General features: G+C 51.8%; 15 protein-coding genes. 4 read left to right on the forward strand and 11 right to left on the reverse strand.

Going from position 1 to position 14,180, the window contains the following annotated elements; genetic code table 11:
* The first annotated feature begins 124 nt into the window (after window positions 1–124).
* A complete protein-coding gene (locus tag B9Z32_RS02765; protein ID WP_108419836.1) occupies window positions 125–1,312 on the forward strand; it encodes a sigma-54-dependent Fis family transcriptional regulator in 1,188 nt (395 codons plus the stop codon).
* An 11-nt stretch (window positions 1,313–1,323) separates the two neighbouring features.
* Here the strand turns inward: B9Z32_RS02765 and B9Z32_RS02770 are convergent, their stop codons facing one another.
* Genes B9Z32_RS02770 through B9Z32_RS02820 form a run of 11 tightly spaced genes read right to left on the reverse strand, consistent with a single transcriptional unit; the run spans window position 1,324 to window position 9,588 of the window.
* The gene (locus B9Z32_RS02770) at window positions 1,324–2,190 is read right to left on the reverse strand and encodes a hypothetical protein (RefSeq protein ID WP_108419837.1); all 867 of its coding nucleotides are present in this window, start codon (window positions 2,188–2,190) and stop codon (window positions 1,324–1,326) included.
* Window positions 2,191–2,201: 11 nt separating this feature from the next.
* On the reverse strand, window positions 2,202–2,741 hold the full coding sequence (locus tag B9Z32_RS02775) for a hypothetical protein (RefSeq protein WP_108419838.1): 540 nt from the start codon (window positions 2,739–2,741) through the stop codon (window positions 2,202–2,204).
* Window positions 2,742–2,763: 22 nt separating this feature from the next.
* On the reverse strand, window positions 2,764–3,912 hold the full coding sequence (gene flhB / locus B9Z32_RS02780; protein ID WP_108419839.1) for a flagellar biosynthesis protein FlhB: 1,149 nt from the start codon (window positions 3,910–3,912) through the stop codon (window positions 2,764–2,766).
* Between the two features lie 12 nt (window positions 3,913–3,924).
* Entirely contained in the window at window positions 3,925–4,695 is a 771-nt protein-coding gene (gene fliR, locus B9Z32_RS02785) for a flagellar biosynthetic protein FliR (RefSeq protein WP_108419840.1), read from the reverse strand.
* Between the two features lies 1 nt (window position 4,696).
* Window positions 4,697–4,966, reverse strand: a complete 270-nt coding sequence (gene fliQ, locus B9Z32_RS02790) for a flagellar biosynthesis protein FliQ (RefSeq protein WP_108419841.1) — start codon at window positions 4,964–4,966, stop codon at window positions 4,697–4,699.
* A 14-nt stretch (window positions 4,967–4,980) separates the two neighbouring features.
* Window positions 4,981–5,748, reverse strand: coding sequence for a flagellar type III secretion system pore protein FliP (gene fliP, locus B9Z32_RS02795; protein ID WP_108419842.1), 768 nt, complete (start codon window positions 5,746–5,748; stop codon window positions 4,981–4,983).
* Window positions 5,738–6,088 carry a flagellar biosynthetic protein FliO gene (fliO, locus tag B9Z32_RS02800; RefSeq protein ID WP_108419843.1) on the reverse strand — a complete coding sequence of 117 codons (351 nt, stop codon included), beginning with the start codon at window positions 6,086–6,088 and terminating at the stop codon, window positions 5,738–5,740. The genes fliP and fliO overlap by 11 nt, the downstream gene beginning before the upstream one ends.
* A 36-nt stretch (window positions 6,089–6,124) precedes the next feature.
* On the reverse strand, window positions 6,125–6,433 hold the full coding sequence (fliN, locus tag B9Z32_RS02805; protein WP_108419844.1) for a flagellar motor switch protein FliN: 309 nt from the start codon (window positions 6,431–6,433) through the stop codon (window positions 6,125–6,127).
* Between the two features lie 17 nt (window positions 6,434–6,450).
* The gene (fliM, locus tag B9Z32_RS02810) at window positions 6,451–7,440 is read right to left on the reverse strand and encodes a flagellar motor switch protein FliM (RefSeq protein ID WP_108419845.1); all 990 of its coding nucleotides are present in this window, start codon (window positions 7,438–7,440) and stop codon (window positions 6,451–6,453) included.
* A 54-nt stretch (window positions 7,441–7,494) separates the two neighbouring features.
* Window positions 7,495–8,070, reverse strand: a complete 576-nt coding sequence (gene fliL, locus B9Z32_RS02815) for a flagellar basal body-associated protein FliL (RefSeq protein WP_108419846.1) — start codon at window positions 8,068–8,070, stop codon at window positions 7,495–7,497.
* A 57-nt stretch (window positions 8,071–8,127) separates the two neighbouring features.
* Window positions 8,128–9,588, reverse strand: coding sequence for a flagellar hook-length control protein FliK (locus B9Z32_RS02820; RefSeq protein WP_108419847.1), 1,461 nt, complete (start codon window positions 9,586–9,588; stop codon window positions 8,128–8,130).
* A gap of 228 nt (window positions 9,589–9,816) precedes the next feature.
* Here B9Z32_RS02820 and flhA point away from each other — a divergent pair, with 228 nt between their 5' ends.
* Genes flhA through B9Z32_RS02835 form a run of 3 tightly spaced genes read left to right on the forward strand, consistent with a single transcriptional unit; the run spans window position 9,817 to window position 14,179 of the window.
* On the forward strand, window positions 9,817–11,913 hold the full coding sequence (gene flhA, locus B9Z32_RS02825) for a flagellar biosynthesis protein FlhA (protein ID WP_108419848.1): 2,097 nt from the start codon (window positions 9,817–9,819) through the stop codon (window positions 11,911–11,913).
* A gap of 39 nt (window positions 11,914–11,952) precedes the next feature.
* Entirely contained in the window at window positions 11,953–13,368 is a 1,416-nt protein-coding gene (locus B9Z32_RS02830; RefSeq protein WP_108419849.1) for a DnaB-like helicase C-terminal domain-containing protein, read from the forward strand.
* Window positions 13,361–14,179: a MinD/ParA family protein gene (locus tag B9Z32_RS02835; protein ID WP_108419850.1), complete on the forward strand. Its 819-nt coding sequence runs from the start codon at window positions 13,361–13,363 to the stop codon at window positions 14,177–14,179. Before B9Z32_RS02830 ends, B9Z32_RS02835 begins: the two co-directional genes overlap by 8 nt.
* Window position 14,180 lies beyond the last annotated feature (1 nt).

The following is a 14,180-nucleotide window of genomic DNA, read 5'->3' on the forward strand; positions in this document are numbered from 1 at the left end:
GCGAAGCCGCTTGTTGCGAAAAGGCGAAGCACCTTGACGGTTTTCCGACATTTAAGACATTTTTAACCAAAATTGCAATACAGTGCTGTCTGGAGACATTTCATGACCATTGCAACCATAGTCCATGGCTAAAAAGAGCCCTTCAAAAGCTTTTATTGGCGCCAGTGCTGGCGCTGAGGCCATTCGTCATTTGATTGAACGCGTGGCTTCATCTAGCGCCACGGTTCTAATTACCGGTGAAAGTGGCACGGGCAAAGAGTTGGTGGCCAGGGCTTTGCACGATCAATCCGACCGGAGTGGCGGAAATTTTGTCCCCATCAATTGTGCTGCCATCCCCAAAGATTTGCTGGAAAGTGAATTGTTTGGCCACCGTAAGGGTGCTTTTACAGGGGCGATGGCCGATCGCATTGGTAGGTTTGAGTTGGCTCACGGCGGCACCATTTTCTTGGACGAAATTGGAGATTTGTCTTTGGACATGCAGGTCAAACTGCTGCGTGTGTTGCAAGAGCGAACGGTTGATCCTGTGGGTGGCTTGAAATCGGTGGAGGTGGATGTGCGTGTGGTGGCCGCCACGCACCGAGATTTGGAGGCGGAAATTGAGGCAGGTCGATTCAGAGAAGACTTGTATTACCGTCTCAATGTGCTCCCTTTGAACACGCCCGCATTGCGCCAAAGAACACAAGATGTACCTGCCTTGCTGGCCCACTTTGCCGAGCATTTTGCGGTCAAAGGTCAGACGCCTATTTCGTTCACGGCAGACTTTATAGAAGCATTGAAAGATTATGCGTGGCCTGGCAATGTGCGGGAATTGTCCAACTTGGTCGATCGCTTTAACACCCTGTTCAGCGGCCAACTTTTGAGTTTGGCAACGGTGCCCTCTTCCTTGTTGCCCAAGGGCTTGCGCGCGCTTCAGGCCCAGCGCGTTAGCACTCCCATTGTCGACTCGCTTGAAATTGTGGCGCCCTTGGCCAAAGAAATGCAGCACAGCGCCAATGCAGACATGATGAACCCCTTTGCCAACCCTGCGCCACCTTTAGAGATGGACCTGCACAATGAAGTTGAGGACATCATCATGTTGGCGCAAGGTTTGCCCAGCTTACCGCCTGAGGGCTTGTCTTTGAAAGACCGCTTGGCCGATATTGAGAAAGACCTTATTGTGCAAGCTTTGAACCGCACAGACGGCAATGTCTCTCAAACTGCGCGGCTTCTCAATTTGCAGCGCACCACCTTGATTGAAAAGCTCAACAAGTACGATTTGCGGCAGGGCACCTTGCCTGTTGCAAACTCTGATCTTGAAAGAGACGTGGGCTAAGCCCAACTCAATCAGGGTTTGGAACTCAAGACGCCACTTGCACCCGCAGGTGTTGTTTCTTGTTGAGGGCGTGGGTATTGAACCATGCGCTCGCGTTGTTTGGCAGCCGCAAGTGCGGCTTGGTTGGCAGCATTGGCGTTGGCGTTCGATTTGATCGTGACTGCATTTTCAGCAGCCTGACGTTCCTTTTGCAAGCGCGCCAGTGCTTCCATTTCTTTCTTGAATGAACCGGTTTCTCCCACCGCACCTTGAAGCCCGCCCACCTGATTGGCCAAGGCATTCAAAGCTTTTGACTGCTGCACAAATCGGCCCTCTAAAGACTTCACTTGAGCGGCCAAGGCTTGGCCTTTTTCACCCACTTGTTGAGCGGTTTTTTCAGGCACGCTTTCAGATTGTTTAATGGCCTCGTTCAGACGGGTTTCCAAACTGCCTTGCATTTTGGTAATGTCATCTTGTTTGGCCACCATGGCTTGAAGGCCCTCGTTGACTGAGCCAACCATTTCCATAGAGTCGTTCAGCTCAACCACGCGTTTGCTGAGAGACGCCAGCATGGCGTCCATTTGATTGATGCGGGACTTCAAGGTGAAAATGGATGTGCCAAAAATGATGGCCGTGACAAACATCAAGCCGCCAGCAATGCCCAACATGATTTGGTGCTGCTTCTTGTTGGCCTTCATGAGCTCTTCAAGATTGTGCGTGGCTTTTTTCATGTTTTCGCCCGCGCCCACAGCCAAGTTGGCCGAGCGGGTGGCAAGCTCAGCCGATTCGAGCGCCACCATTTTGATGCCCTCTAATTCGTCATTGTCTGACTGAGCATTGTGGGCGGCATGGTCTTGATGGCCATGATCGTGTCCGCCTGTTGTGGGTTGAGTGCTCATTGAGAGTTCCTTTACTCAAGCTTGTCCAGGCGTGCACGCAACTGGTCATTCTCGATTTTGATATTGATAACGCGAGCTGGGAAGTCCATCACGGGCTCCTCTTCATAGACTTGCTCTGAAAAAGGTGCCGCCGCTTCTTCGACCACAGCTTTACTTTCTATAGCATCGACACCAACTGCTTTCTCTTGAGGCTTCAAAATGCTGTCTAGTTTGGTGATATCGACCTGTTTGCGAACAGGCGGCGGTACAGCGGCGCTTTTTTCGTTTGAAACAAAGCGATCGGGCATATCGGCTGCGGTTTGATAGCCCTTGTAGTTTGGGTCTTGAGCATGAAAGCTATGTAACTGCTCAGCCTGTTGACTCACGCCGCCGTCCATTACCAGGTGTTCAACCGCATGCTGGTCGGGATCGGCCAAAACTTTGCGCACGGCAGGCGTACCTTCTTCCCCCTTTTTACCCACCGCCACATTGGTGCCTTCGGGCATGGTAACTTCGTGGGGGCGATCACTTTTGATGATCACAGGCTCGTTGGATTTGGAATTTTCGCTCATGGTATTTCCTGACTTTCTTGCTTTAAGAGGTCATCAACCTGCCGTCCGCATCAAATTGCATGGAGGCAGGGACTTTAGGGTTGGGTTTGGACATGGGTGCCACGCCTGGCCTGACATCAGCCAAGCTAAACACATAGGCAATGACTTGCGCAACGGCCAAGTACAAAGCCTCGGGTACGGGGTGGTCGAGTTCGGTCTTGAAATAAAGAGCACGCGCAAGCGGCGGCGCTGCAAACATTTCAACACCATGCTTTTGAGCCTCTTCGCGAATACGCGCAGCCATGTGGTCAGTACCTTTGGCTAACAAAATGGGAGCGCCATCGCCGGTGGGATCGTAAGACAGGGCAACTGCAAAGTGCTCAGGGTTGGTAATGACAACGTCTGCATCTTTGACTTTTTCAAGCATTCGGTTGTTGGCCATTTCGCGTTGGCGTTGGCGAATTTGTTGCTTGATTTCAGGGTTACCTTCCATGTCCTTCATTTCATCTTTGATTTCTTGCTTGGTCATGCGCATGCGCTTGATGAAAGAATATTTTTGGTAAGGCGCATCAATGAGCGCAATGACCAATAAGCTCAAAGATAACCACAAGGCCGATTCGCCAATCATCCAAGCAGCCGCAGCCAGAGCGGGTTCGACAGCCATTTGACCGAGCTGTAACATTTGATCCATTTGCCGGCTGACCAGCGCCCAAAGCACGGAAGCCACCAAAGTGAATTTCAAAATGGCCTTTAACAATTCCACAGCGGCGTGAGTGCCAAACATGCGCTTGAATCCAGAAAGCAAACTCAGTTTGCTGAACTTGGGTGCAAGGCTTTTCAATGAAAAGAGATAGCCGCCCGTGGCACCGCTGGACAACACGGCCAACACGGCCGTGACCAAGAGCACAGGCACGATGAGCAAGAAGCTCTCGCCCAACTGATGTGCAAAAGCGGTAATCATCAAGTCGGGGTTGTCTAAAGCTTTGCGGTCGAACTTAAAGCCGGATGCAAAAATTTCGGCTACTTGTTGAAGCCAGTAGCCGCCCATCATGAACAAAGCCAAGATGGCGCCAATGGTGACCGCTGCTGCAGGCAGCTCGATTGAGCGCGCCACTTGACCTTCATCACGGGCGTTGCGTAGTTTTCGGGCCGTGGGCTCTTCGGTTTTTTCGGCGCTGGATTCTTCAGCCATATTTCAGCTCTTTCAAGAGATACCAACCAAGGCGCGGACTTGAAAAAAGCCCTGCATCCAAAGCCACTGAATGCGTGCGCCAATGCTGGGCAAGGCCAGAATGAGCACGCCAAAACCAGCAAATATCATGGCTGGAAATCCGACGGAAAAAATATTCAAACTGGGCGCAGCGCGCGTGGCCACACCCAAGCCAATGTTGATGAACAGCAGGGCCACTAAGACCGGCAAGGCCGTGAGCAAGGCGCCCAAAAACAGCATGGAGCTCCAAGCAATCACATGCTTCATAGCCTCAGTGCTCATGAGATTGCTGCCAATGGGCAAGGTGTTGAAGCTTTCGACAACCAAATTCAACAGCAGAGCATGACCGCCCAGCCCCACAAAAATCAGGGTGGCCATGATCAAGAGAAATTGTGAAATGACAGGCACGTTGCCCATGTTTGGGTCAATCATGGTGGCCATTGACAAACCAATGGCATTGGCAATCGATTGACCGGCCAGCACAATGGCCGCAGTAACCACTTGGAGCATGAGCCCCATCAGCAAGCCAATCATGAGTTGATTGGATATTTCAAGGAGCCCAGCAGGTGTGAGCGGGTCAATAACAGGCCAATCGTGCAGAGGGTAGACCAACCAGGTGATGGCCATGGCAAGCACAATGCGAATGCGCAAGTTGACTGCACGCAATGAAAAAATGGGCGCAGCGACCAACAGGGCCGAGATTCGCAGCATCGGCCAAAGGAGCCCATAAAAGCGCTCCATCAGTTCGGTGACTGCGATGTCCATATCAGGTGAAGAGTCCGGGAATGCGCTGGAAAAGACCGCGCGTGTAATCCACCAAGGTGGTGAGTTGCCATCCACCCACCACGGCCAAGGTAATAGCCAGTGCTGCTAGCTTGGGAATAAAGCTGAGGGTGGCTTCATTGATGGACGTGGCCGCTTGCAAAATACCAATGATCAAACCAATAAACAAGGCAACACCCAGCAAGGGTGCCGAAATTAAAACGGTGATCCAGAGAGCTTGGCGACCTAAATCAACAACTGTGGCGGTGTCCATGTGAGGGCTCCAATTTAGGTGGCAAAGCTGGCTGCAAGCGATCCCAAGATCAAGCTCCAACCGTCGACCAAAACAAACAACATGAGTTTGAAGGGCATGGAAATCATCATGGGGGACAACATCATCATACCCATGGACATGAGCACGCTGGACACAATGAGGTCAATGACCACGAAGGGGATGTAAATCAAAAAGCCAATGGTGAATGCGCTCTTCAATTCAGAGGTAATGAAGGCGGGTACCAAGGTAGAAAAGGGCACAGCCGCCGCATTGACAGGCTCGCCTTTGTTAGCCATTTGCATGAACAAACCAATGTCGTCTTCGCGGGTTTGTTTCATCATGAAATTGCGCAGCGGTTCTTCTGCGGCGGCCAAGGCTTTGTCAAAGGCCATGCCTTTTTGCATATAGGGCACCAAAGCATTGTTGTAAATATCGTTCAAGATGGGGGACATGATGAACAAAGTGAGGAACAAAGCCAGTCCCACCAAAACAGTGTTGGGCGGTGTTTGACCTGTGCCCAATGCTTGGCGCAAAATAGACAACACAATGATGATGCGCACAAAGGCGGTCATCATGAGCAAAAACGATGGCAGCAAGGTGAGTGATGTCATCAAGGCCAACAGTTGCAGCGACAAGCTGTACTGCTGTTGGCCTTTAGGGCCACCTGTGACATTGATCATGGGAATGCCTTGTGCGGAGGCAGCCATTGGTAAGAACAACAAAGCCAAGGCAATGATGCCGGTGGCCAAGAACAGGGGTTGTTGAATCAGTTTACGCAACATGAGAAGCTCCGTTGTCGGAAGGGATTGCGTTGATTATGGCGGCAGAATCATTGGAAGCCGCAGCGGAGGAAGCTGAAGCAGGCCATTGTCCCAAGGAGCTCATTTGGGTAGGGGTGATGCCCACCAGAACTTCATTGTCGCCCACTTTAAGAAGCGCAAATTTCTGACGCGGGCCCACACTAAGAGTTTCCAGAACCTGCATGCGTTTGCCAGAATTTTGGCTGTTCAGGCGGGATTGCAACTTGCGCAAAGCCCACAAGAGCCCGGCCATGATTGCCAGCACCAAGATAAAGCTGCCGATCATCCGAAACAGGTCGGCGCTTTCAATACCGGGTGCCATTTGCTTCTCTTTGCTAGTGGTTTTGAAGCCTGAAGTTTAAAGGTTCTTCATGCGTTCTGATGCGGGAGCCACACGCGTGAGGCGAACACCATAGCGGTCGTTGACCAGCACAATTTCGCCCTGAGCCACCACGGTGTTGTTGACCAAGAGATCGAGCGGTTCGCCTGCAATGCGATCGAGTTCGACCACGCTGCCTTGAGTGAGGCGCATGAGATCGCGAATTTTGATCATGGCGCGGCCCACTTCAATAGACAGGGTGACGCTGATGTTTTGCAACACCTCAGGATTGATCTGGCGATGTGCGGCTTCGTTTTCGATAGCGGCTTCTGTGTTGTTATCGGTCATGTCGTTTTCCTGAAAATTTATTGCATACCGGGTATACAAGCCCGTTCAATTTGCACAGCAGTTTGTGCGCCAATGGTACCTACTTGAACATCAAAAGCTGGCAATCCATTCACAAGCAATCGGGCCAATTCGGGTTTTTTGAAGAACAGCACGTCACCCTCTTTCATGCTTTCAATTTCACCAAATGAAGACTCAATGCTGCCCAAAAGGACCCTTGCTTCTAAGCCGGCGCTGTCAACGGCTTCTTCAAGCTCAATACGCCACTGCTTGTCTGATTCATCGTTGCCATCGCCAGACTGTACTCGGCTGCGCAGCAGTTCGCGAATGGGTTTGAGTGATGCATAGGGGTACACCAGATCGATAAAGCCTTGGGAGTTCATGTTGCCTTCGGCTTCGAAGCGCGTCAAGATGACCAAGTCGTTTTCGTCGGCAATTTGTGCAAATTGTGGATTGATTTCAGAGCTGACCAATTCAAATTCAATTGGCAAGACAGCAGCCCAAGCTTCTGTCAGTGATTTGAAAAACACTTCCAAAATCATGTTGATGATGCGCGATTCGGTGGGTGTGAACAAACGACCAGGGGGCAAATTGCCAACACCTTTGCCAAATCCGCCAAAAAAACTGTCTAGTGAACTGAAAACCACCGTGGGGTCGATGACCACAATGGAATTGCCGCGTAAGGGGTTCATGCGAACCACATTGACAGACAAGGGGGCTTTTAAGCTTTTAAGGTAATCACCGAAGCGAACAATTTCAACTTGGTTGGGGTTGACTTTGGGGCTTGTACGCAGCATTTCGACCAAGCCCAAACGGAAGGTGCGAATGAAGCGCTCGTTGATCATGTCGATGGAGGTGATGTTCACCCCCAAGCTGCTGTCCTCGCTGGCCAGGTCGTGTTTCTTCACCCGTGCGGTGGTGTTGAATCCAGTATCGACTGGAATCGAACCATCCATCACGCCTTCTGCCAAGGCAGAGAGTTCGTCGGGTGTAAGCAAAGAAGTGGCCATGAAACTCAAACAATCAAAATGAAATAAAGCAAATACTTTGAACGATGGGTGCGATCACTGCACGATGAAGCTCGTGAAATGAACTTCTTCTATGCCACCAAAGTCTTCGTACTTCTCAAGCAAGGTGTTGATGCTGTCGCGAATTTTGACAGCTATTTCTTTGCGGAACTCAGGTTTAACCAAGTCTGCATCGGTGGTCTGTCTCATCACATCCAAAACGGCAGAGCGAATGGCAAAGTCGTGCTTTTTCACATTCTCAAAGACGCGCTCATCGTAATGGGTCATGACGGCAATTTGAACCGACATGACTTTTTTGGAACCACTCACATTGACCAAGAACTCGCGTTCAATTTGCAAGTAGGTGTACTCAAAGCGTGTGAGTTCTGGTGAATCTTTGGTTTTCTTGCCAGGCTTGTTGTCAGCTTTTTTGCCGCCTGCCGTTTCTTCAGCAAGCTCTGGGTCGACCACGGGCTTGGGGTTGAAGTAACCCGTAAAAAAGAGCGTACCTAGCACAATGCCCACAATGAGGACGATCAAACCGACAACGCCCCCAATGATCAGGACGATGGGCTTCTTCTTTTTCGGCTCTTCTTCAACGACTTCTGCTGCTTCTGGGGCTGCTGTTGCCATAGGGCACCTCTATAAAAACAAATTGTCACCGGTTGAACCGGGCGTTTTAGCTAAATCTTAAGCCAGTGTGTCCCAGGCGTCAGAAGATCTAAGTTCTTTGACGCGGGATTCAGCGGCTTTGACATCCGACACAGGGGCGCTGGCATGCTTGTCAGAGTCCGAGTTTTGTCGAGGTGTCGAGTTTCCGCCAGATCCACGCTGGTTTTCACTGTTCACCCAGACATTAGCAACTGTCATGCCTGATTCTGCCAAGCTGTCCTTGAGTTTGTTCATGCCTTGTGCAATCAGTTCGCGCGTGAGTTGGTTGTCAGTCTTGAAAATGGCGTCTAAGCCGTTTGAACTCATGTCAAGCTCAACATCAATTCTGCCCAAATGGGCGGGGTTGAGCTTCAACTGCAGTTTCCATTCTCCACGTTCCAACTGCTCTTGGAGTCTTTCTCCCATGGCTTTGCCCAGTTTGTCGGCCAAGTCCTGAATTTGAGCAGCGCGGTCGGTCAACTCGGGGTTGGCCAAGGCCGCACTGGTAGCGGCAGCGCCCAAAGTGCCTGTGCTGGCGGTGTTGCGAGCTGAATCAAGGCTGATGGTACCCGTGTTGCTTTGGTCTTGTAGGGTATCAAGTGCCGCTAAAAGAGCGGGGTCATTGACGCCCAAGTCCAGCGGCACCTCAGGCACATCGCCACATAGCACTTTGCTAGTTAATATGTTGGTGGTCAGTTGTCCCCAAGCGGCTGCTTGATCTGTGCCGTTCAATTTGGCCAACTGGCGGGTCATGTTTTCCCAAGCTGGCACCATGCGCATTCGCATGGCGTCTAAGGGGCCCAGTTCTGGTGAAACTTCGGCCAAATTGTCAGCACTGCCAAGTGCTTGTGAGGGGGCTGTGCCCATGTCTCCCAATGCTTTGAGTACGCCAGTGGCGCCCGCTGTGGCCAACAAGGCATTAACATCTGAGGCTTTAGGGTTTGTCGCCTGAGGGGCGCTAATAATTGCTAGATTTGGCGCTTGCGCCAATATAGAACTGCTGGCCTGATTCGAGACGCTTAAACTGCTTGCAGGAGATTGGATCCATCCTAGGGGGGGAGCGCTGGGCAACAGAGTCAAGGTGGTGGCACCCCCAGTGGCTACGGCGGGCGTAAGTCCGGTTGCCATGTCAGTGACGGGCTTCGTTGCCAGGTCTCCAAACAGAGCTTGCACTGCAGTCTCGCTCAAGCCTTGGGCACGGGCAAATTCCGCCAGGCTGTTGGGGTCGGGTAGCGGGGAAACCGCGGTAATCACAGAGAACTGGCTGCCTAAATTCAGAGTTTGCAGAGCTGCCGCTGTGGCATCGGTGGCTTCCTTGGGCTCAGTTCCGGCAAGCTCTTGCCGCTCTCCCTTGGCCATCAAGTCCCGCATCACACCCGCAAATTCCTGCCCATTCATGGGCTTGGCAAGGCTCGGGTCTAAACCCTTAGAACCGCTGGAAGCCCCTACTGACGTGGGGTTTGAGCTAGGGGTCGTTGCAAAATTCAGGTTGGCGTCCATGTTAATTCCATCTTCAGTTGGATGTGTACACCCCGGTTTTCAGGCCGGGCATGCCTTGTATTAGCAAAAACCGTGACAGGTCAGGGCTTGCCGCTTTGGCTGAATCTGGGAAATAGGGCTTGGTGTCGGGATTCCACATGGCATGGTCTTTGCTCGACAAGCTGAACTATGGAAGAAAACCATGCAGTTTGATTGCTTGACCCCTCTAAACAGCCCCTTAGGCCAACTATGAGCACCTTGACCCTGTCAGCGGTTCGACAGAACCTGTCCAAATTTGATTACGCCGGCCTGGGCTTGCCCGCCATGGTGTTGTTGATCATGGCCATGTTGGTGATCCCTCTTCCACCCTTGCTGTTGGACATTCTGTTTACCTTCAATATTGGCTGCAGCTTGTTGGTCATCATGATTGCCATTGGCACCCGCAAGCCGCTCGAGTTTTCATCCTTCCCATCTGTGTTGTTGTTTGCCACCATGCTCCGTTTGGGCTTGAACGTGGCATCTACCCGTGTCATTTTGGTCGATGGCCATGAAGGCCACGAGGCTGCTGGCAAAGTGGTGGCGGCTTTCGGTGAGTTTGTGATCGGTGGCAATTACGTGGTGGGTTTCATTATTTTCGCCATCTTGATGATCATCAACTTCATCGTGGTCACTAAGGGTGCGGGACGTGTATCTGAAGTGAACGCTCGTTTTACCTTGGACGCCATGCCTGGCAAACAAATGTCGATTGATGCCGATTTGAATTCTGGCGTGATTGACCAAGAAACCGCGAAAAAGCGCCGCGAAGAGCTTTCTCAAGAATCAGATTTCTTCGGTTCTATGGACGGTGCCTCTAAATTTGTGTCCGGCGACGCGATAGCGGGCCTACTTATTTTGGTAATTAACTTGGTGGGTGGCCTCATCATTGGCGTCGCTCAACACGATTTGTCTTTGTCCGAAGCTGGCCGTATTTACACCCTGCTGACCATCGGTGATGGCTTGGTGGCACAGATTCCTGCATTGTTCTTGTCATTGGCGACAGCCATCATCGTGACCCGTGTGACCACTGCTGAGTCCATGACGGAACAAGCCTCTTCTCAGTTGTCCAACCCTGCGGCTTTGTACCTTTCGGCCGCGATTTTGGCCATCATGGGCTTGGTACCCGGCATGCCACATTTGGTGTTCCTTACCATCGCTTTGGCCACGGCAGGCTTGGCTTATCGACTTACACAAAAACAAGACAACCCCGTTGCCACGCCAGCAGAGCAGGCTGCCCAAGCCGCTTTGGAAGAGCCCAAAGAATTGGATTGGGACGATGTCGATCAAGTGGACCTGATTGGCCTAGAAATTGGCTACGGCTTGATTCCCTTGGTCAACCCCGAAACAGGCGGTCAATTGATGAACCGTGTAAAGGGTGTGCGCAAAAAATTGTCTGCTGAGTTGGGCTTTTTGGTTCAACCCGTGCGCATTCGCGACGCTTTGACCATCGATCCCGATGCTTATCACATTGTGTTGAAGGGTGTGGTTCGCGGTAAGGGTCAAATTAAAGTGGGCAAAGAATTGGCCATCAACCCAGGACAAGTTTATGGTCCTTTGGAAGGACAAGCTACGCAAGAGCCAGCTTTTGGTTTGGACGCCGTGTGGATTGAGCCTTCGCAGCGCGACTTGGCCCGTACTTTGGGCTACACCGTGGTCGATGCCAGCACCGCAGTGGCCACGCACCTGAACAAAGTGCTGCGTGACAACGCTTCCGATTTGCTCAGCCACGACGAAGTTCAGCAGTTGCTCGACAAGTTGGCTGCCAAGTCACCTAAGTTGGTGGAAGACTTGGTGCCTGGCAAGTTGTCTTTGGGTGTGGTCACTCGCACCTTGCAAAATTTGTTGAACGAATCGGTGTCGATTCGGGACATGCGCACCATTGCCGAGACCTTGTCTGAAGTGGCCAGCCGCACACAAGAGCCCGAGCAACTCACCTCGCTGGTTCGTCCTAAGTTGGGCCGCATGATTGTTCAGAGCTTGGTTGACGACAGCAATGGTTTGTCGGTTATGACCTTGGACCCTAGCCTTGAGCAACTCATTCACAACATCTTGCAACAAACCGCCCCTGGCCAAAGCATTGCCATGGAGCCTGGTTTGGCTGAGCGTTTGTTTGGTGCTTTGCGCGATGGCGCACGCGCCGTAGAAGAAATGGGTCACCCCGCTGTGTTGGTGGTGTCCCCTGTGATTCGCCCCTGGTTGTCCAAGGCTGTGCGATATCGCGTGAACGATTTGACCTTGTTGTCTTACAGCGAAATTCCAGATGACCAGACCGTGAAGGTGGTCCATACGGTTCACGCTGAAACTCGATAAAACACGTCCAAATATTAAGATTGAAGAAGAGATAACGCCATGGAACTTAAACGCATACTTGCCCGCGACACGCGCAGTGCCACTGAAAAGGCAATGGCTTTGTACGGCCCCGATGTGTTGATCATCTCCAATAACCGTGTGGAAGGTCAAACCGAGTTGATCGTGGCCATGGATGTGGCTGAAACTGCGCCCGAAGAAATGTTTGATATGACATCAGAGGCTCAAAGCCAGGCGTCTAGCCCAGTGACTGTGGCAGCCACAGGTCCTCGTGCTCGTATCTCCAGCACGCCGTCTTCTGTGAACAATCCTTTCAGTGATCATTTGCATCAGTTGCTGCAGCCTGGTTCAAAGATGGCCCAAGCAGAAGAAGCAGAACCTGCTGCTCCAATCAGCACAGAGCAGCTTTTGACACAAGGCCGCGACCAAGTGAGAAGCCAAGAAATTGTGTCTTTGGTTCGTGAAGAGTTGGCCGCCTTGCGCCAAGAATTTCGCTTGAGCCAGCAAACAGCCAGTTGGCAAATGAACCAATATTGGCCAGCGCACATTCAACCTTTGATTCAAACCATGACCGAAGCAGGTGTGCCCACTGCTTTGCGTGCCTTGTTGCAAGAAGGTTTGCGTGAGCAACCCACTTTAGACCGCGCCTTGGACAGCATTCGCGCCCAGTTGGCACACAATTTAGAGCGCCCTCAAGAGGGCTTCCCTAATCGCGGCGTCCATGTCATGGCTGGATTGTCGGGTTCTGGGAAAACCTTGATGGTGGCCAAAGCCGCTCAGCAGGTGGCCATGCATTACGGCGCAGAATATGTGGCGGTGGTGAGCTATCACGACATGCGTGCTGGAGCTTGGAGTCAAACTCAAATGTTGTGCGCACAATTGGGCGTCGACTGTTTCCGTGCAAGCAACCCTGAAACGCTGCAATTGTTGCTCAATGAGTTGTCGTCCAGAAGGCTCGTTTTGATTGACACACCGGGTGTTCAAATGACGGACCGTTTGGCAGAAATTGTGCAAATCTGCCCACAAGCTGGCTTGCACGCTGTGGTGCCAGCCGATTCTTCGGGTGTCAGTCTGTCTCGAATCATGTCCAAATCCAAGGTGCAATGGCAGTCGCTCATGATCAGCAAGCTGGATGAGTCCAATTCACCTTGGCCATTGATACAGTTTTTGATTGCAGACGGTGCGCAGTGCGTGGTTTCTGCGGGCGGTAGCTCTGACAGAATTTCCGATGGTTTGAAATCTTCGGGTTTGCAAAAACTGATCAACATTGCGATTGACAATTTGCACCCAATTTCAGAGGCATTTGAAGGCTCAGAGCTCGAACAGGGCGTAAAACCTGCGACACTAGACACTCAGGTGAACGAAGTGGAAGCTGCCAATGAGCCAATCACCCATGACATGGGTTTGAGCCGTCCCAATTGGTCGCTTGAAATTCCTCAAAGTGAGCTTCATGGATAAAGCAAAAACAACGCAAGTCATTGGCATTGCCAGTGGCAAAGGAGGAGTGGGTAAGACCACGGTCTCCGTGAACTTGGCTGTTGCACTGCAAGCCATGGGTCACCGCGTCATGTTGTTTGATGCCGACATGAGCTTGGCCAATGCTCAAATTGCATTGGGCTGCCGTTGTCCCTACAACCTGAGTCATTTTTTAAGCGGCGAAAAAACCCTTGCCGAAATCATCGTCACCACCCGCCAGGGCGTGAAGTTGGTCCCCGGAGCTTCTGGCATTCAAGAAATGGCCGCCTTGGGCGACATTCAGGCGGCCAACATCGTGCGGGCTTTTAGTGCCCTAGACGATGACATCGATTTCCTCATTGTTGACATGGCCGCCGGCATTTCGCCAGAAGTTTTGGCCTTCATGGCGGCCTGTTCTAGGCGCTTTGTAGTGGTGCGAGACGATCCGTCTTCCATTGCCGACGCCTATGCCACCATCAAGGTGCTCATTCAAGATCATGGCTTGGACGAAATTTACCTGGTGCCCAATGGCGTTGGCAGTGCGCAAGAGGGCTATCAACTTTTTGAGCGAATCAACCAGGTTTGCGCCCGCTTTCTCAACCGAACCGTGCGATATTTGGGCTCGATTGAAAACGATGAACTCATTTTGGCGGCCTTGAAAAAATACCAACCTGTTTCAGAATACGCCCCTGGCAGCGCCGGTGCAAGAGACTTCAGGCGCTTGGCGGAAGCCGTTCGCCAACTCGAGCCCATTGACGAAGCCTCGGGTGGCTTGCAATTTTTTGTGGAGCGGTTGGTGAAAACCAGCGCATAAA

Origin of the sequence: Limnohabitans sp. MMS-10A-178 (assembly GCF_003063375.1) — a bacterium.
GTDB lineage: Bacteria > Pseudomonadota > Gammaproteobacteria > Burkholderiales > Burkholderiaceae_C > Limnohabitans_A.